We start from the raw sequence: 18,606 nt of genomic DNA, 5'->3' as shown, positions 1-18,606 counted from the left end.
GCAGAAGGTGTCCGATACAAAATATTTCTAAGGACAAATACCTTGATAGAGAAACTGGAGAAATCAAAGAGAGAAATAAATCTGAAGAACCATTACCAGTCTCCCAAAAGTGTTAAAAAGAGTATCAAAAAACTGATGGATTTAATTCGATGTAATGCAACAGAGACAAGCAATTGTAAGTGGCTTACGCTTACATATGCTGATGAAATGACAGATTATGAAAAAGTTTATGAGATGGAAAAATGTTAAAGTAAATCTCTCTATAGAGTATGAAGAATGTAGCTTATATATTGTAATATAAATATCGTTTTAATGTACACTAAGTCGTTTCAGGTTCTACTGATTCGCTTTTCGTGTAAACTGAATTGATTTCATCAATACTGATGTGGTATCAGAACATGAAATAATATTATGTCGTATTCTGTGAGAAAGTCTTGCATGCAGGGGCATCCCTTCGATGTTTGGAACAGCCTTATCTTGATATTGGTAATGGGAAACACTGGAAAAGGTCGATAGTTTCTCAGTTGAATACCATGGTACGAGCAGAAGGGATTACAGCAAATAGGCTGTGTACAGTCATGGAATTAACAGATAAGGGCAGAAACTATGTGAGTAGATGCATTGTAGACATGAGCATAATCATCTTGCAAAGACATATTCTTCAGATGGAATTTTACATCGTGGTGGCTGAATGGTTGGGGGTATTACTCCTTCATATATAAAATGCCCCATTATCCTGATCGGATATGGGGCTGGGTTTATCACATGCTTAATGTTTATTTTTCTGAACATTTTTTACAGAGTCCATAGAAATAGGTACTGCTGGCTTCAATGGTTCCTGCGAAGTTCTCATCTGCAGAATGAAGGAATTCTTCAACTGCCTCTGCCGGCAATGAAATATCTTCGATTGCGGAACAATTTCTACAGATAAAATGATAATGGGGTAAGACATTGCCATCAAAGTGATCACTGCCATTACCATAAGATACCTTAATAATCGATCCCTGTTCAACCAAAAAATTCAGATTGCGGTATACAGTTCCTAAACTGATATTCGGATATATCTTCTTAATATGGTCATATACCATATCAGCCGTAGGATGATCTTTGGTAGTAGACAAATATTCTTTAATAGATTCTCTTTGTCGGCTAAACTTTGTAGTTGTCATAGCTCACCTCCAATAACAATAATTATTATCAATTTTATCACAGATGAGCTAAATTGTCAATATTTAAAAATTCCCCCCGGCTATGAACTTATACATCAGTATAAAATGGCATACAGTACCGCCGATACAGAATAAATGAAAGATCTCGTGGGAGCCGAAGTTCTTATGACGGCTGTTAAAGATAGGAAGCTTCAGCGCATATATCACACCTCCAACGGTATAGATTATTCCGCCTGCCAGAAGCCAGTTAAAACCTTCTCTTGGCAGCGTGTTTAAAATAGGTGCAAATGCAAGTACACAAGTCCAACCCATAGCGATGTAGATAACGGAGGATACCCACTTAGGGCAATATACCCAAAGTGCTTTTAATAAAATTCCAAGTATTGCCATTCCCCATATTAGAATCAGGAGAGCAGTACCTACTTTTCCTTTCAGTGGAACAAGACAGATAGGCGTATAAGTACCGGCTATTAATATAAAGATCATCATATGATCAAATTTTTTCAGGGCTCTATTAACCTTGTCAGATAAATCAAAGGTATGATATACTGTGCTTGCGGTATAGAGAAGTATCATGCTCAAGGCAAATATACCAAGCGCGATGACTCCTGTTTTATCAGGGGTTTTAGAGGCTTTGATGAGTAAGGGAAATGCGGCAAAGGCAGCCATAAGCATGCCGATGAAGTGTGTGATTGCACTTCCAGGATCTTTTGGGTGTTTGATAAAATGAGCCATAATAATCATTCCTTTCATAAAACGTTATTGATAGACGCATCATGTAGTTTTCAATACTACATGTAATGTATGAATATACTATATCACGTGGTGAGAAAAAATCAAGGGGTTTTTAAAAATATTTTTATTTTTATATTTTGGGTGTAAATAAGTAAAGAATCACCCGGGAAAGGTTGGAACATAAATGGATATCAAAGTAGGAGATGTAGTGAAATTAAAAAAACAGCATCCATGCGGCAGTTCTCTTTGGGAGGTACTTCGTATTGGTATGGATTTCCGACTGAAATGCCAAGGCTGTGGTCATCAGATTATGATACCGAGAAAACTGGTAGAAAAGAATCTGCGGCAATTAATCAGAAAAGAGGAAAACCAAGAGAATTTATAACATGGGAATGCATTATTGGTAGAAGATACACCATTTCGAATAAATGCATTTTGTGTTATAATATCCAGAGTAATGCTTCGTTATACAGAAGACCTGAATGATTATTGTTAAACTTTCGCTGATTAAAGTTCAAAGGATATGACAGTTCACCCGGGATCCAATGTTGTAAGAGAGCAGTTATAGAAAGCAGTCCGTTCCATAAACCTGCTTTATGCAAAAACTATTCATATTGGGTTCAACAGATCCAAACACGGGTGTTTACAAAGGAATTTTAAGAAATCAGCGAGGGAGTAGACATGTCAAATTCAAATGTGCGTAACATGACAGAGGGAAAAGAGTTCTCTCTGCTTATCAGGTTTGCCTTTCCTATGCTAATAGGAAACATATTTCAACAGTTTTATAATCTGATAGATTCTATTATTGTAGGTCATTTTGTTGGGTCCGATGCTTTAGCGGCAATTGGAACCTCAGCATCCCTGCATTTTTTATTCTTTTCACTATGTATTGGTATGTCAACCGGTATCGGTATACTAATATCCCAGTACTTTGGTGCTAATCAGGAAAAGGAAGTTAAGAAGACCATTGCCAATGCAATTTATATTATCATGACTGCCGGTATTCTTATGAGCAGCATAAGTGTAATTTTTGCAAGGCAGATTCTGGTATTATTAAATACGGATCCTAAAATTCTTAACGATTCGGTAGCTTTCATGCAGATTATGTGCGGAGGTATTCTTGCGGTCGCGGCTTACAATGGAGTGGCAGCTATATTAAGAGCTCTTGGCGATGCCAAGACGCCTCTGATATTTCTGATTATGGCTTGTCTTCTTAATGTGGCACTGGATCTGCTGTTTGTCTGCGTTTTTCATTGGGGTGTAAGAGGAGCCGGTATCGCAACGGTGGTTTCCCAGTTTATGGCTGCGGTCAGCTGTGGAACCTATGCTGTTATAAAAAACCCCTACTTCCGTATCAAAAAACAGGACATGAAATTTGATAAATTTATTATGAAAAGAAGTATTCTGATTGGGCTTCCGGTAGCAGCACAGACCGCTTTGATTGCAGTTTCCTGCGTTATCTTACAGGGGGTTGTCAATTCTTTTGGAAAAGATGTAACAGCGGCATTTACAGCAGCCGGACGTATAGAGCAATTGGTACAACAGCCCTTTAATTCACTGGGTGCAGCTGTTTCTACCTTTGCGGGTCAGAATATCGGTGCCAGAAAACTAGACCGGGTAAGAAAAGGCTTTAACAAGAGTGTTATCATTGTTGCCGTATTCAGCTTGTTTATGCTCGTACTGATACAGCTGACAAGCAGGCCTATTATGCAGCTCTTTGTTAATAATGCTGAGGTTATCCGTATAGGCAGCAAGGCTTTGAAGATCACAAGCCTGTTCTACTTTCCTCTTGGTATGATCTATGTTGCCAGAGGTACCTTAAACGGGGCCGGTGATGCGGCTTATGCCATGTTGGTTGGTCTGGTTGAGGTAATTGGAAGGGTAGGCTTTGCAGCTATATTGGTTACAATTCCTTTTATCGGCATATGGGGTATCTGGTATACTTCCGGCTTAACCTGGTTTATTACTGGTCTGTTCAGTGTAATCCGCTATAAGCAAGGTAAATGGAAGAGGATGTCACTTATTGATAAGAAAATAACTGTTATGGAAACATAATATAACTGACGGATTGATAAGGGGTTGGAACAAAGGTTCCAGGGACGAAAGTTCCATAGCTTATCTGTTCGGTAGTTTTGACTTGTAAGAGGGGGGTCTGGCGTTAATACGATGAACCTTGTTATTATAATCACATTAAAAGGAATTATTAGAGAAGTTTATCTGTGAAATTTAGGGGCACAAGTGTGATATAACTTGTGCCCCTACTGTTTTTAACCCTACTAATTATTTACAAAAATCTTCTTTGGCAGAATTTTTTACTTTTCCTAATATATAATATTACTCAAGCTCTAATAATGCCAGTTTAATACATCCCATAATACCCTGGTCATCCTTTAAAGCTGCTGGAACAATATAGTTATCCATGTCATCTAAAAGAGCAGTTTTCAAATATCCATTCAGTTGTACTTTTACCTGTTCTCTGATTAGAGGGAATAACTGCGTCTGGTGCATAACACCGCCGCCTAATACGATTCTGTGAGGGGACAGGAGTAATATGTAACCTACTAAAGCCTGTGCGATATAATATGCCTCCAGTTCCCAGGCTTTATGAGAAGGTTCCAGCTCATAAGCCTTCTTTCCCCAGCGCTTTTCAATAGAAGGACCGCTTGCAAGGCCTTCCAGACAATTAGGGTGATAAGGGCATACGCCTTCAAAAGAATCCTCTGGATGTCTGCCTAAAGGAACATGTCCTGCTTCCGGATGGAGCATACCGTGGAGAAGTCCTCCGTTCTGATACACACCAACACCAACACCGGTACCGATGGTAACATAGATACTGGTGCCAAGACCTCTTGTGCTGCCCCAGGTAGCTTCTCCCAGTGCAGAGCCGTTGACATCCGTATCAAAACCTACAGGAATGCCAAGGCCTTCCTTCATGATACCAACGATATTACAGTCGATCCAGGCTAATTTAGGAGTCGATGTAATGTAACCGTAGGTCTTCGAGGTTTTATCAGGATCAATGGGACCAAAGCAGCCAATACCAAGTGCTTCAATCTTTTTTTCCTTAAAGTAATCTATGATTTTCGGTAAGGTAATGTCAGGGGTTTCTGTTGGAATTGAGATTTGCTCCAGTATTTCACCATTTTCATTGCCGACTGCAAGCACCATTTTGGTTCCGCCGGCTTCTAAAGCACCAAGTAACATAAATAGTATCCTCCGTTGTAAAAATATTCATTGTCCCTATTTTAACTTATAACGGAAAAAAAATATAGGTCAAATTATATTATTGTGGTATTTCCTGTGTTGATCACTCGGTGGGGGAAAATGTTCAACCTGCAAGGTATTTATTCCCGTATAATGGTTGAGGGTTTAAGCGGATGGTGCTATAATAGATTAAATTATTGCTTATAAACAGACAGTTAGATAAGGTTGGAAAGGAAGGTATTAGTACGTATGAGGTGTTTTACAACGGAGATTAAACTTGAGTTTGGAGAATTAAAGGAACCGGCTGTATTATGGGGATATATACCGAGTAATTTCTCTGAGATTGATATAGACAGAAAACATCCGGCAGTCTTAGTATTACCAGGCGGCGGATATGGCTACACCTCCGAGCGGGAGGGCGAAGCAGTGGCGCTCAGACTGGCAGCGGAGGGCATATGTGCTTTTGTGCTGAAATACCATACAGCACCTGCCAGATTCCCGGTAGCACTTAGTGAAGCTTTAACGGCAATTGCTTACATAAGAGAAAACAGCGAAGAATATCATATAGACAGTGCCAATGTCAGTGTCTGCGGATTCTCTGCGGGAGGGCATTTAGCGGCCTCCACAGGTGTTCACTGGAACAAAGAAGAGATACTAAAGGGAATTGGCAGGAAAGCTTTGGAAGTAAGACCGGACAATTTGATATTATGCTACCCTGTTATTACCAGCGGTGAATACACCCACGAGGGTTCCATGACTAATCTTCTGGCTGAGAGAAGACAGGACGCAGAGCTTATCGCTTTTAACTGTCTGGAAGCTCAGGTGGCAGAGGATACACCAAGAACCTTCCTGTGGCATACGTGGGATGACGGTGCTGTTCCCGTTGAGAATTCACTATACTTTGCCGCAGCGCTGGCTAAAAATAAGGTAGTAACCGAGATGCATCTCTATCCCCATGGGAACCATGGCCTTTCCCTTGGAAATCATGTGGTAAACGGAGACTGGAAGTATGAAGAAAAACATCCCTCTGCTGAATGGATAAACAAAGCAGTAGATTTTATATACAACAAGTAGAGAAGTTTCATCAGAGTGAAGTCAAGGAGAAAAGTGTGGCAGAAGATACAAAAGCCTTTTGCAGAAAATGCCTGCTGGAGGATATGCCGGAAAATGAATATTTCAAAAGTCTGAAAGAATATGTAGCCCATCTGGATGAAGACATAAAGGTGTCTCACAATGTCTATGAAGAACGGTTAAAGCATTGCAGACAGTGCGACCAGCTGTTAAACGGTATGTGCAGGCAGTGCGGCTGTTATGTGGAACTAAGGGCAGCTATGAAGAAGAATTATTGCCCGGCGGCGAATAAGAAATGGTTATCTGAATAAAGCTATTGCAAGAAATCAGGAAATCCGGTGTATAAGTGAACGGATTCCGGTTTTTTGCAATAGCTTTTGCTTTATACCGGAACATTTCCTAAAGGAAGCAGACAAAAACGGCCAAGGCCGTGGTTGTTGTAATTTGCCTGTTAGCAGCAGGAAGAAAAGAGGAATTGCGATGTTTCACTCATTGAAAATAGGAGATCTTACCGCTAAATTACCAATTATACAAGGTGGAATGGGCGTGGGTATCAGCTTAAGTTCTCTGGCCGGCGCAGTAGCTGCCAAAGGAGGAATCGGAGTAATATCAACTGCCCAGATAGGCTTTACCGAAGCGGATTATGACAGGAAACCCCTTGAAGCAAATTTAAGGATGGTTGGAGAACATATAAGAAGAGCAAGACAGGCAGCCAAAGGAGGTATCCTGGGTGTTAATATTATGGTTGCCACGAAAAATTATGAAATGTATGTAAAAGAAGCGGTGAAAAATGGCATTGATATTATCATTTCCGGGGCAGGCCTTCCCACTGAGCTGCCGGCGTTAGTAAAGGGAACAAAAACTAAGATTATACCCATTATATCTTCTTTAAAGGGAGCCAGAGTACTTCTAAAACTCTGGGACAGAAAAGAAAATACCGCACCGGATGCAGTACTTATTGAGGGACCCAAAGCCGGAGGACATTTAGGTTTTACGGTAGAAGAGATTCAGAATCATGAGGAAGGTGTCTACAAGAAAGAAATAGAAGAAATTGTTAGTCTTGTAAAAGAATACAGCGAAAAGTATGAAAAAGACATCCCGGTTATTACGGCAGGTGGAATCTTGAATAAGCAGGACATGGAAGAATATTTCTCCCTTGGTGTCAAGGGCATACAGGTGGCAACGAAATTCGTGACCACGGAGGAATGTGATGCCGATTATCGTTATAAAGAAGCCTATATAAACTGTAAAAAAGAAGACATTATGATTGTAAAAAGCCCTGTAGGAATGCCAGGAAGAGCTATCAGGAATGATTTTATTGAAAAAACACTCCTTGGCAAAGTTCCGGTTAATCATTGCCACGGCTGTATAAAGACCTGTAACCCAAAGGAAACACCTTATTGTATAACAGAAGCATTGATTAATGCAGCAAAAGGAAATATTCAGAAGGCCTTGTTATTCTGTGGAGCCAACGCATATCTTGAAGACAGGATAAGAACTGTTGATGATGTGCTGGGAGATTATTTTGGTTAGAATAGAGCATACAGGAGCAGCAGTTATGTTATAGTCTGTTGCTCCTGTTTTGTTGGAAAGTATAATTTTTGTAATAATTTGTATTAGCTTCGGGTTGAATGAGGTATTGACTTAAGGGTAAACGGTCTCTTTATGTATTGATTATACTGGTTGAATTTGGTACTATGTTCCTATTAAGCAATGACTTACGGTAAAATAGGGAGGAAACGATAGTGTCTAATATACGAAAGAAAATTTTGGCTTTTGCAGCAGTTTTTGTTGCAATCTTTTTATTATCACAAATCGACGCTTACGCCTATAAGAATTTTAGTAGTATGAGTAGAGATTTTGATATTATGCATACTGGTAGATCTTATGAGTTTGTAATGCCTAAGGATGGACAGATTAGATTCAACGCAAATGTAAAAAATATTGGTAGTGTACCAGGTACATTAACAATAAGTATTACAAAAGATTCTTTATTGGTTTCTGAAACGGTTATACAATTTACTGACATTAGTGATAGTACGCCTGTAACAGATACAATTATAGACTTGAAGAAAGGGACTTATGTGATTCACTGTGAATTGGAAAATGATAGTGGTAATTTAACATATACTGCGATATCACTATATTGTTCGCAGGAAATTCTTCCAACTGTTCCGGAAAATATTTCTCTACTAAAGGTAAATAGGGTTGATTCATTCGAAGAAATAGTAAAAAAAAATTACGAAGAGCTTAAGTTCGGAGATGGAGAGAATACAGATATTATTATTCCTTTTAAGGTTAAAAATGGTGATGGATTATACATTTCACTTGGCGAAAAAAAGGGTGGTTTCAATTATATACAAGGATCAATTTATAAGGATAAAGAGTGTACGACCCCTGTCGGGAAAAGCTTCAGATTTAATTATGGTGATGAATATCAAGATTATTTCAGAAGCTTAGCAGGTGCAGGTACTTATTATATAAAGTTTACCTCTAATAATTATGATGCAGTGGGGGTGACATCCTTTCTTGTTAAGCTTTATGAAATAAATAGTAATGCCAGAACTTTGACCAGCGGTAAGAGTACCTTAGCCTATCAGGATAAAGAAGGTAAAAAGATAAGATATAAAGTAACTGTAAAATCTAAGAGTATACTGGGAGTTGTAGTAACACCCTTTCTTAATTCCGGAGGTGGATATGCAACCTTTAGCTTACTGGATAAGGATGGGAAAGTTATATCCAAAAGCAGCAAGGTATACGCCAGAAAAGATGACGACGATAAGGAATATATCAGTGAAAAAATGTATACTGTTCCTGCTGGTACATACTATGTGCAAGTAACTTCCTCCTGTAACCTGTATCAATTAAAATACATTGATTTTGGTATAGTAAAAAATGCAGGTGCTACAAAGAGCAAGGCAAAAACACTTAAAGTGATGCAAACACAGGGAGCTGGTTATTTTTTATATACAGACAAAACATCTGTTGTTGACTGGTATAAATTTACTTTATCATCCGATCAATATGTAAAATTAAACATGCAATACTACCTGGATGGATATTTTGATTATGAAATTCTGGATGCAAAGGGAAAGGTATTGTTTAAATTAAGTGAACAAGGGGATATAACTCAAGGGAATATGGTGCACTGGTGTAGCAATACTTACAGCAAAGGTACTTATTATATAAAGGTATATAAGAAAGGAAAATCCAGCTCCTTAACGTATAAATTTGCATTATTTGATTCTCCTTACGGAGAGTATTGATTTTTCTTAGTAAGCAACTTGAAGTACGTAAAAGTTGAGTATGACAGTTATACAGCCAATTACAAATAGCAGCGTGTTAATAAAAATTTTATGTGTAATAAGCCCCAATTATTTTCTTACCAAATAAAGATAAAATTAACTTGCCAAGCTTTACAAAATATGATAAAATACATATTTGTGATATGTTATAAATAATTTTCCTTGCTCTTTCCATACAAAGGGATTCCATGAATCCGACTTTGTCAATTACCGCTGCGGTAATAGCGAGAGAGGGCCAGAGACCAGAAGGAGGTGCAGACAACTATGAACCAGTATGAATTATCCTTAGTTGTAAATGCAAAAATCGAAGACGAAGCCAGAAACGCAACAGTGGAAGCCGTTAAAGAACTTATTACAAGATTCGGCGGCAACATTACAAACATTGATGAATGGGGTAAGAAGAAATTAGCTTACGAAGTTCAGAAGATGAAAGAAGGCTTTTATTATTTTATCCAATTCGATGCTGATTCAACATGCCCAGGCGAAGTTGAAGATCGTATTCGCATTATGGAAAATGTAATCAGATTCTTATGCATTAGACGGGACGCATAGTAAAAGGAGGTATTCCTTAGTATGAATAAAGTCATTTTAATGGGTCGTCTTACCAGAGACCCGGAAGTTAGATACTCCCAGGGGGAGAATTCCACAGCAATTGCCAGATATAGCCTGGCAGTAGACCGCAGATTTAAAAGACCCGGAGAAGCAGATGCGGACTTTATCAATTGCGTAAGCTTTGGTAAAAGTGCGGAATTTGCAGAAAAGTATTTTAAACAGGGAACCAAGATTGCTGTTACAGGAAGAATCCAGACAGGCAGTTATACTAACAAGGATGGACAGAAGGTATATACAACGGATGTAGTAGTAGAAGAGCAGGAATTTGCAGAAAGCAAAAGCTCATCAAATAACGAGTCCGGCTATCAGCAGACCCAGAGGCCAACACCTAGCCAAGCCGTAGGCGACGGATTTATGAATATCCCCGACGGACTGGATGAGGAGCTGCCATTTAGTTAAAGCATAAAGAATAGAGAATAATCAGTTATTCATTGGATAAGGAGGTCAAGTCATGGCATACAATAAAAATGACAGAAACAATAGAGATGATAAAGGCGATTCACCTATGAGAAGAAGAAATACTCGTAGAAGAAAAAAGGTTTGCGTATTCTGTGCGGATAAGAACCATACAGGAATTGACTATAAGGATGTTAACAAGTTAAAGAGATACGTATCCGAAAGAGGTAAGATTCTTCCCAGAAGAATCACCGGAAACTGTGCAAAACATCAGAGAGCTCTTACAGTAGCAATTAAGAGAGCAAGACACATTGCACTTATGCCTTACACACTGGATTAATAATGTAAAGCCGTTACATGACTTATGTAACGGCTTTTTTGCAATCATTAGAAGGAGAGATTCTTATATGAAAAGTTATAAATTAAAACAGGTAATCTGTTTTTTGGTTATTATAGCAATCTTTATGTTAGGCTCAAGACCGGTAGCTTTTGCTGCATCAGCAACAAAAGCAGAATATACAATGAAAATAGATAAGGTGACTTTTAAAGATAAGAAGGGGAAAGTAAGGGGTATTATCTCTTTTCAATACCCTGTTATAAAAGGGGATACAAGTGCTGCAAAGAAAATTAATGATATACTAAAAAAAGAGAGTAAAGCATATTTGCAGAGTGAGAGTGCTGCAAGTTTGAAAGAATACGCAGAATCAGCAATTGCGAATAATGCTTTTTATGACGAGGATGAACAATATTATTATAAAACAGATTGCAAGGTGACCTATAGCGACGACTCCATCATTAGCTTGCATATGATAAATGGTTGGTATGCAGGCGGAGTTTATAATCAAGCAGATTATGGATATACCTTTGATTTAAAGAGAGGCGCAAAGCTGGCATTAAAGGAGGTCGCTCCGGGAGAACCGGATACGATCAAGAAAAATATATTGGCAGCCGCTAAAAAATATCTTACTTCCGGTAACGATTTTGATAAGAGTGCCTACGATTATATTAAGTCCTGTAAGTTAAAGGATTATAAATTTTATCTGAGCAAAAGTAAAATTTATATTTGCTTTGAGAGTTATGAATTAGGAAGAGGAACTGGCTGGGATATCTTTTCCATTAAGAGATAAGTTATGTTTATATATTGCCTTTGAAGGGGATGTCAGAGAAGCTACAGAGGGTTAAGTATGACCATGGTGCCTTGATGTCTAAATATGGTCTTTTCGGAGATGGGACTTATTATGAAGGCGAACCGGAGATTTTTCAATATGGCAAACAGCTGTCTCTGAACTGGGAACCAATGCTTTTTCGCACTCGTTTTACAGTTCCAAAGGATGCCAGACCAGGGGATTATTTTAATCTGATTATGGAAGTACAGGATGATGCGAAAAAAAAGATTACCCGCTACGCACAGATAATCGTAACAGCTCTCCTGGATTGATCATCAATATGCAATAACATGGAAGGAAAACAGTTTGTAACATGTTGTCAATAGGAAGGGAAGGCGTTTTAGCAACATTTACAATGGTAAGATAGAGATAGTAATAACGAAAATATTAAGAGCTCTGCTGGTACCAGCGGAGCTTTTAATATTTTTGGAGGAACTTTTTAACTGTAATTATCGATGAATATATATTATAATAATAGAAAGATAGTTCAGGTAGAATTGTGAAAGGAAAGCCCGTTATTAATATCTGTATAGCAGTAGTAACGGACATGCCTCAAAGTGATTTGAGACAATAGAAGGTAAAAAAATGAAGATAAATGAACCGAAAATAACAAGCTTAAGAGAAGCAGGCCCACTGATAAATCAAATAATTGAACTGCAGGCATTGGAACAATCCGCGGAAAGCTTAAGGTTCTCATCAGATTATCTGTCAGGAGAAGACCTGTCAGGGATAGATTATAACTGTGTTGAATTTGACAATTGCAAGCTGGTAAGCTGTAATTTTAACAAAGCAGGTTTTACGAATGTTTCTTTCAGGTACTGTGATATCTCCAATTGCAATTTTGAAAACTGTTATTTTAGTCAGGTGGAATTTATCTCCTGCAAAGGGGTGGGGAGTAAATTTCAGAATTCAACCATCAAGCATGTGTTGATTAATGATGGGAATTTTACCTATGCTAACTTTGAGCATTCAAAGTTTCAGAAGGTAATGATAACTGCTTCAAACTTTGGAAATGCAGCATTGGCAGAATGTATACTAAAAGAGATCGAACTTCAAAAGGTAGAATTTAATAACTGCGATTTTTTCAAAACACCTTTAAAAGGAATTGATTTTAGAGATAGCTCTATTGATGGAATCGTATTGTCGGACAGTTACAAAGAACTGGCCGGAGCAATCGTGGATACATATCAAGCTGCAGCCTTAGCTCGTTTTTTAGGAGTTGAGGTTAAATAATATAACATATTTCAGTGTGCTTCTTAAGATTTCAAATTATTATATTTAAAAGATGTCGCTTTTGTAAAAATTAGTAGATATTTTTGGCTCCTTCGACTATAATAGCAAACAAGCAAAAAACCAGATGACTGGAATTCTTGGGTTATTATTAACAGCAGAGTAGAAGGAGAAAGCAGAATGGCTGAAGTACAAAAAGGTGTAAAGTTTAGTGAAATGCTTTATGTAAGACCAGATATTGAGGAAGTAATGGCAGGGATGAAGGATTATTTAGAGCGGATTCAGAAAGCAGGCAGTGCCAAAGAGCAGGAGGATTTGTTCAGAGAATATGAGAAAATGTTATATAAAGCTGTCACGATGCAGGAAATAAGTGAAGTCAGAACTTATCTTGATGTAAACGATGAATTTTATAGCAAAGAGCAGGAATATTGGGACAATGTGCAGCCGGAGATAAAAGAATTAGAGACGAAGATACAGGAAGCTATGGTAAACTCTCCTTATATTGAAGAACTGAAAGAACGGTTGGGCAATACTATTTTCTATAAATGGGAAGCAGAAACAAAAGCTATTAATGAATCCATTCTGCCTCTGATGGCTGAAGAAAATGAATTAGTCACAAAATATATGAAACTATTTGCAACAGCCACAGTTAACTACAAAGGGGAAGAAGTACCTCTATCTAAAATGAAAACCTACTTCTATGAAGTAGACAGGGAGGAGCGCCGCAATGCGTTATATACCTATAATCATTGGTTTTATGAGAATAGAGAGGAACTGGATGAAATTTTTGATAAACTGGTTAAAAACCGTACCAAGCAGGCAAAGGAATTGGGCTTTCAAAGCTATACCGAACTTGCATACATACTAAGGGGACGAATTGGCTATGGTCGTTCAGAGGTTGAAATCTTTCGCCAGGAGGTACTTAAGAAATGGGTGCCTTTCATAGTAGAGTTAAAAGAAGGACAACGTAAACGTTTGGAGGTGCCTACTTTTCGAATTTATGATTCACCTATGCGGTTCAAAGACGGCAGTCCTGTTATGAAAGTAAAAGAGGATGATTTTATCAAAGCTGGTGTTGAAATGTTTCATCTAATGAGTAAAGATACCGGTGAATATATCGATTTCATGCTTGAAAATGAACTAATGGATTTGTTTGACCGTCCGGGGAAAGCACCTTATGATGGCTTTAGCATGGACTTCACGGCTTATAACGAGAACTTTATATTTGGTCGTTTTAATGGGAATGAGTCTGACCTGGAAGTATTTACCCATGAGTTTGGGCATTCTTTTGCAGGTAAGGTTTCCACGGAACAGCCGGTCCTGCTAGTGGAATCAAGAAATCCTCTGGGACAGGAAATAGCAGAAACCCATTCAAAGACAATGGAGCTGATTACCAGCAAGTATGACTATCTTTTCTTCGATGAGTACAACCTGAAAAAATATGAACAGAAGAAAATTGAGTATTCCGCTTATTTCATCAGCTCAATCTGCATCGGAGATGAATTTCAGCATCTTATCTATGATAATCCTGATATGACGCCGGAGGAACGGAACAGGACTTTTGAAGAAATACATAAGAAGTACAACCCCTATATTGATTATTCAGACCTGCCCTTTGATTCCTGGGGTTGTATGTGGCAGGATATGACGGTTATTTACGCAATGCCCTTCTATCTTATTGACTATGCACTGGCTCAGACACTGGCCTTCCAGTTCTTTGCAGAATCCTTAGAGGACATGGATAGTGCCTGGAAACGATATCTATCGTTTTTGGGGGCAGCAGGTACAATGACCTTTCCTGAAATCATAGAGAAATGCGGACTTCGTTCTCCTTTTAACAAGGACTGTTTTGACTATATTTATAAGATGGTTAATACTATGCTGGAGAATCTATAATATAAAAACTATAATTAAGTTGAGCGTATAAGGGCCACTGATTACAAAGGTGGCCCATATAACCTTTGGATATTATTGAAAAGAGTAGTTTTATCACTTAAGCTTTATAAGAGAGAGGGGAATAGATGATGGAAATTAATTTTATCAAGCAGCCTACAGAGTATTTATGCGGACAGGCTTGTGTAGCAATGCTCGCAGGGGTTACTGTGGAAGCGGTTATACAATTAATGAACAATGACAAAGGAACCTCAAAAAAAGAAATAGCAGACTCCCTTACCCATTATGGAATAAGGCATGGAAAAACCATGACAAAAGCAGATAATTCTTCTCCTTTACCAGAGGTGTGTCTTCTGAAGCTTTTATTACCGGGTTATAGCCATTGGGCAGTCTATTATAAAGGCAAATATTATGACCCTGAGTTCGGACTTTTAGAAAACCGTTATCCCAAAGCAAGAGTACAGGGGTATTTGGAAATATTTCTGGAGGAGTAGGGTGAATCTGTAGAAAAAAACTAGTTGAAGCGTGTTAGAAAATTCACAAAAAATATAGTTTGGTAGCCGATAGAAATTATTTGTTTAATGTAGAAACTTGGGGGATTAAATGATTTATTTTAATGGAGATGGTTTGTTAATACGTTCAATGGCTTATACTGACACGGAAGCTTTTGTACAGGGATTTGCCAGTCAGGGATGGAATAAACCTGCAGAGCAGTTTCAAAAATATTATAAGGAACAAGATGACGGCATAAGAAAAGTTATTGTCGCTGAGTATAAGGGCTGTACAGCCGGATATGTCACACTGCTTCCTTCTGCGGCAGTTGGGCCTTTTGCTGACAAAGGTTATCCTGAGATTGTAGATTTTAACGTATTGATCCAATTTCAGAAAAGAGGAATTGGTAATAAGCTTATGGATGTCACAGAGCAGCTTGCAAAAGAAGCCAGTGATTATGTAACACTGGCTGTTGGCATGCACATCGGATATGGAACAGCACAAAGAATGTATGTAAAGAGGGGGTATATCCCCGATGGATCTGGAGTCTGGTATAAAGACAAACCTCTGGAACCTTATGGAACTTGTGAAAATGATGATGAATTGATTCTGTTTTTTGTGAAAGAATTGACATAGCAAAAGAAGTGTAAATTATCAGGATAATTAAAAAAATAAAAAAAATTAAAAAAACTCTTTACTTTTTCCTTGAGATAGTATATTATAAATATTGTTCTTAAGGCTCGTTGGTCAAGCGGTTAAGACGCCGCCCTCTCACGGCGGAAACAGGGGTTCGATTCCCCTACGAGCTGCTCATAGGTAATTAGTTAATAAGCCACTATCAAGTGATGATAATACACTTGGTAGCGGCTTATTTTTTTACCAGCGCATATTAGAAAGTCTATGGGGTGCCAGTGGTCTGGATATTTATGGATTTTTTATTGCCTATTACAAGATATTACTATACTATTTAATCGTACGGAAGACACCAGGTAAAAGGAGGGGGTTATGCTGAAGATTATTAAACTATCTGTTATCTATGCATTTCTAAGGAAATTATATCTATTTATTTTTGTAATTCTGTTTCTTGAACTGATGTTACTGGAACTATTATTGAAATCCTATAGTTCAATTATCACATATTTGCTTCGTGCTCCCAGATTAGCTGTTTGGGCTTTTTCGATAACAGTATTTTGCTGGATCGCCATAAAAGTGATTTATGCAACAGCTCTTATAAAGATTAATTCATATATGTATCTTGGCCCATTTACCGGAAGGATCTATATGAACACAAAATATTTTAGTAAATCTTCCGACCTGATAAAGGTTTTCATGGAGGGATTGCTGTCAATACCAAAAAAATACAGGAACAAAAACCTTCAAACCAATACCCATGAGTATATCTGCTTGTCGCTGATAAAGCTGCTCAAGCAAAAAGGGATATCTGCTTCCGTTGTTTATCGATGTATCAAGAAACACGACGATTCTTTTAATGTATTGGAGAAATGTATTATAGATCTGGAAAATGGTGTTAAGTACGAAATCCTGTTCCATTTTACGAAGAGAGTCTTCCTTGTTGAAAAAGTATTTAATTATAACAGTATAATAACGTATCTGAGAGATATCAAAAAGATAGAACATAAAGTGAACAGATATAAAATAACAATCCCCAAGGAACTGCTGCTGGCAGTTGCTGCATCGGATTTATTTTACATATAATAAGGAAGCTTTATTACTGCATCAAATTAAACTGTTGAAAAATAACGAGATATCGCTTATAATTATTTTGAGCGAGGCCAAAGGGTAACCCTGTCTTTGTGTTACCCTTTTTTGTTTTACATATATTGGTATAGCTACGATGCCGGGAAATTGTATGGCTTTGGCAGCTCAGGCTGTATGAAAATTTAAGAGTAGGCCACAATAATTCATACAGCTAAGAGAGGTGGCGAGGAGAAGCATGGATTATATAAATGAAATTATTGATATGGTGATTCGCAAAAATCCTTCAGAAGCAGAATTTCACCAGGCAGTGAAAGAAGTATTGGAGTCATTACGTCCTGTAGTGGAGGCGAATGAAGAAAAATTTCGTAAGGAAGCTTTACTGGAGCGTCTGGTTGAACCCGACCGTCAGATAAAGTTTAAAGTTCCCTGGGTAGATGACAGCGGTAAAGTACAGGTGAATACCGGCTACCGTGTTCAGTTCAACAATGCCATTGGACCTTATAAGGGGGGATTAAGACTTCACCCTTCCGTTAATATCGGAATTATAAAATTCCTGGGTTTTGAGCAGATATTTAAGAATTCACTTACGGGTCTGCCCATAGGAGGCGGTAAAGGTGGTTCTGATTTTGATCCAAAGAATAAATCTGATAGAGAAGTACTGGCGTTTTGCACCAGTTTTATGACAGAGTTATATAAGTATATAGGTGCCGACACGGATGTACCGGCAGGTGACATCGGAACCGGAGCAAGAGAAATCGGCTATATGTATGGACAATATAAGAAGATCAGGGGAACTTATGAGGGTGTGCTGACCGGTAAAGGATTGACTTATGGTGGCTCCTTAGTCAGAAAGGAAGCTACCGGATATGGTCTTGTATATCTGACCGAGGAAATGTTAAAAGCTCATGGTCATTCCATTGCCGGTAAAAAGGTAGCGATATCCGGTTCCGGTAATGTAGCCATATACGCAGCTGAAAAAATTCAGGAACTTGGCGCTACAGTAATAACGGTAAGTGATTCGAATGGCTGGGTATATGATGCGGAAGGAATAGATTTAGCCGCATTAAAAGAAATAAAAGAGGTAAAAAGAGCCCGGCTCACAGAATATATAAAATACCGTCCACAAGCTTTGTATAAAGAGGGCAAAGGGGTATGGAGTGTTAAATGTGATATAGCACTGCCCTGTGCTACACAGAATGAATTACTCATAGAAGATGCAAAGGTTCTGGTGGAAAATGGCTGTATTGCAGTAGCAGAAGGTGCCAATATGCCGACCTCTCTTGATGCTACTCTCTTTCTGCAGGAAAAAGGAGTATTATTTGCTCCTGGTAAGGCGGCCAATGCAGGAGGTGTTGCTACTTCTGCTCTTGAGATGTCCCAGAACAGTGAGAGACTCAGCTGGTCCTTTGAAGAAGTGGATGACAGGCTGAAGAAGATCATGAGGAATATTTTTGTTAATATGTCTGAAGCAGCAGAGCAATACGGGGCGAAAGACAATTATGTTCTAGGCGCTAATATTGCAGGCTTTTTAAAGGTGTCGGAAGCTATGATAGCACAGGGTATCTGGTAGAAAGTGTGTTTATTGCAGGCTCCGGGCTGTAAGATGGAACACAA

General features: G+C 38.3%; 21 protein-coding genes and 1 tRNA gene. 19 read left to right on the top strand and 3 right to left on the bottom strand.

The genetic code is table 11. The features are described 5' to 3' along the window. Positions 1-42 precede the first annotated feature (42 nt). Positions 43-249, top strand: coding sequence for a hypothetical protein (locus R2R35_RS11080; RefSeq protein ID WP_317734585.1), 207 nt, complete (start codon positions 43-45; stop codon positions 247-249). A gap of 527 nt (positions 250-776) precedes the next feature. On the opposite strand, the gene R2R35_RS11075 is transcribed toward R2R35_RS11080, so the two are convergent. Continuing rightward, positions 777-1,169: a Fur family transcriptional regulator gene (locus R2R35_RS11075; protein ID WP_317734584.1), complete on the bottom strand. Its 393-nt coding sequence runs from the start codon at positions 1,167-1,169 to the stop codon at positions 777-779. 63 nt (positions 1,170-1,232) lie between these two features. Then, positions 1,233-1,904 carry a PAQR family membrane homeostasis protein TrhA gene (gene trhA, locus R2R35_RS11070; protein ID WP_317734583.1) on the bottom strand — a complete coding sequence of 224 codons (672 nt, stop codon included), beginning with the start codon at positions 1,902-1,904 and terminating at the stop codon, positions 1,233-1,235. 184 nt (positions 1,905-2,088) lie between these two features. Between trhA and R2R35_RS11065 the strand changes: the two genes are divergently transcribed. Together R2R35_RS11065 and R2R35_RS11060 are read left to right on the top strand one after the other, a co-directional pair. Continuing rightward, positions 2,089-2,289, top strand: coding sequence for a DUF951 domain-containing protein (locus R2R35_RS11065; protein WP_317734582.1), 201 nt, complete (start codon positions 2,089-2,091; stop codon positions 2,287-2,289). A 296-nt stretch (positions 2,290-2,585) separates the two neighbouring features. Continuing rightward, on the top strand, positions 2,586-3,959 hold the full coding sequence (locus R2R35_RS11060; RefSeq protein WP_317734581.1) for an MATE family efflux transporter: 1,374 nt from the start codon (positions 2,586-2,588) through the stop codon (positions 3,957-3,959). A gap of 279 nt (positions 3,960-4,238) precedes the next feature. Here R2R35_RS11060 and R2R35_RS11055 read toward each other — a convergent pair whose 3' ends face one another. Further along, the gene (locus R2R35_RS11055; protein WP_317734580.1) at positions 4,239-5,108 is read right to left on the bottom strand and encodes an ROK family protein; all 870 of its coding nucleotides are present in this window, start codon (positions 5,106-5,108) and stop codon (positions 4,239-4,241) included. A gap of 249 nt (positions 5,109-5,357) precedes the next feature. On the opposite strand from R2R35_RS11055, the gene R2R35_RS11050 reads away from it, so the two are divergent. The 16 genes from R2R35_RS11050 to gdhA all read left to right on the top strand — a co-directional run bounded on the left by R2R35_RS11050 (position 5,358) and on the right by gdhA (position 18,562). Further along, a complete protein-coding gene (locus tag R2R35_RS11050; RefSeq protein WP_317734579.1) occupies positions 5,358-6,182 on the top strand; it encodes an alpha/beta hydrolase in 825 nt (274 codons plus the stop codon). A gap of 35 nt (positions 6,183-6,217) precedes the next feature. Next, entirely contained in the window at positions 6,218-6,490 is a 273-nt protein-coding gene (locus R2R35_RS11045; RefSeq protein WP_317734578.1) for a DUF6171 family protein, read from the top strand. A gap of 169 nt (positions 6,491-6,659) precedes the next feature. After that, positions 6,660-7,712, top strand: coding sequence for an NAD(P)H-dependent flavin oxidoreductase (locus R2R35_RS11040; protein WP_317734577.1), 1,053 nt, complete (start codon positions 6,660-6,662; stop codon positions 7,710-7,712). A gap of 212 nt (positions 7,713-7,924) precedes the next feature. Continuing rightward, entirely contained in the window at positions 7,925-9,445 is a 1,521-nt protein-coding gene (locus R2R35_RS11035; protein WP_317734576.1) for a hypothetical protein, read from the top strand. A gap of 303 nt (positions 9,446-9,748) precedes the next feature. Then, entirely contained in the window at positions 9,749-10,036 is a 288-nt protein-coding gene (rpsF, locus tag R2R35_RS11030; protein ID WP_033164396.1) for a 30S ribosomal protein S6, read from the top strand. A 21-nt stretch (positions 10,037-10,057) separates the two neighbouring features. Beyond that, on the top strand, positions 10,058-10,495 hold the full coding sequence (locus tag R2R35_RS11025; RefSeq protein ID WP_317734575.1) for a single-stranded DNA-binding protein: 438 nt from the start codon (positions 10,058-10,060) through the stop codon (positions 10,493-10,495). A 52-nt stretch (positions 10,496-10,547) separates the two neighbouring features. Beyond that, positions 10,548-10,832, top strand: a complete 285-nt coding sequence (gene rpsR / locus R2R35_RS11020; protein WP_033164398.1) for a 30S ribosomal protein S18 — start codon at positions 10,548-10,550, stop codon at positions 10,830-10,832. 67 nt (positions 10,833-10,899) lie between these two features. Then, positions 10,900-11,619 carry a PdaC/SigV domain-containing protein gene (locus tag R2R35_RS11015; protein ID WP_317734573.1) on the top strand — a complete coding sequence of 240 codons (720 nt, stop codon included), beginning with the start codon at positions 10,900-10,902 and terminating at the stop codon, positions 11,617-11,619. A gap of 29 nt (positions 11,620-11,648) precedes the next feature. Then, positions 11,649-11,930, top strand: coding sequence for a hypothetical protein (locus tag R2R35_RS11010; RefSeq protein ID WP_317734572.1), 282 nt, complete (start codon positions 11,649-11,651; stop codon positions 11,928-11,930). 313 nt (positions 11,931-12,243) lie between these two features. Then, positions 12,244-12,891: a pentapeptide repeat-containing protein gene (locus R2R35_RS11005; RefSeq protein ID WP_317734571.1), complete on the top strand. Its 648-nt coding sequence runs from the start codon at positions 12,244-12,246 to the stop codon at positions 12,889-12,891. A 177-nt stretch (positions 12,892-13,068) separates the two neighbouring features. Then, on the top strand, positions 13,069-14,784 hold the full coding sequence (locus tag R2R35_RS11000) for a M3 family oligoendopeptidase (RefSeq protein WP_317734569.1): 1,716 nt from the start codon (positions 13,069-13,071) through the stop codon (positions 14,782-14,784). A gap of 125 nt (positions 14,785-14,909) precedes the next feature. After that, positions 14,910-15,275: a hypothetical protein gene (locus R2R35_RS10995; RefSeq protein ID WP_317734568.1), complete on the top strand. Its 366-nt coding sequence runs from the start codon at positions 14,910-14,912 to the stop codon at positions 15,273-15,275. Positions 15,276-15,384: 109 nt separating this feature from the next. Then, positions 15,385-15,909: a GNAT family N-acetyltransferase gene (locus R2R35_RS10990; protein WP_317734567.1), complete on the top strand. Its 525-nt coding sequence runs from the start codon at positions 15,385-15,387 to the stop codon at positions 15,907-15,909. 101 nt (positions 15,910-16,010) lie between these two features. Then, positions 16,011-16,082 (top strand) — tRNA-Glu (locus R2R35_RS10985). A gap of 196 nt (positions 16,083-16,278) precedes the next feature. Next, a complete protein-coding gene (locus R2R35_RS10980) occupies positions 16,279-16,989 on the top strand; it encodes a hypothetical protein (protein ID WP_317734566.1) in 711 nt (236 codons plus the stop codon). 238 nt (positions 16,990-17,227) lie between these two features. After that, on the top strand, positions 17,228-18,562 hold the full coding sequence (gene gdhA / locus R2R35_RS10975; protein WP_317734565.1) for an NADP-specific glutamate dehydrogenase: 1,335 nt from the start codon (positions 17,228-17,230) through the stop codon (positions 18,560-18,562). Positions 18,563-18,606: the final 44 nt, after the last annotated feature.

Origin of the sequence: Anaerocolumna sp. AGMB13020, from assembly GCF_033100115.1 — a bacterium.
Taxonomy (GTDB): Bacteria; Bacillota; Clostridia; order Lachnospirales; family Lachnospiraceae; genus Anaerocolumna.
The sequence above is the reverse complement of the archived record's forward strand: the minus strand, read 5'-3'. Positions and strand labels throughout refer to the sequence as shown.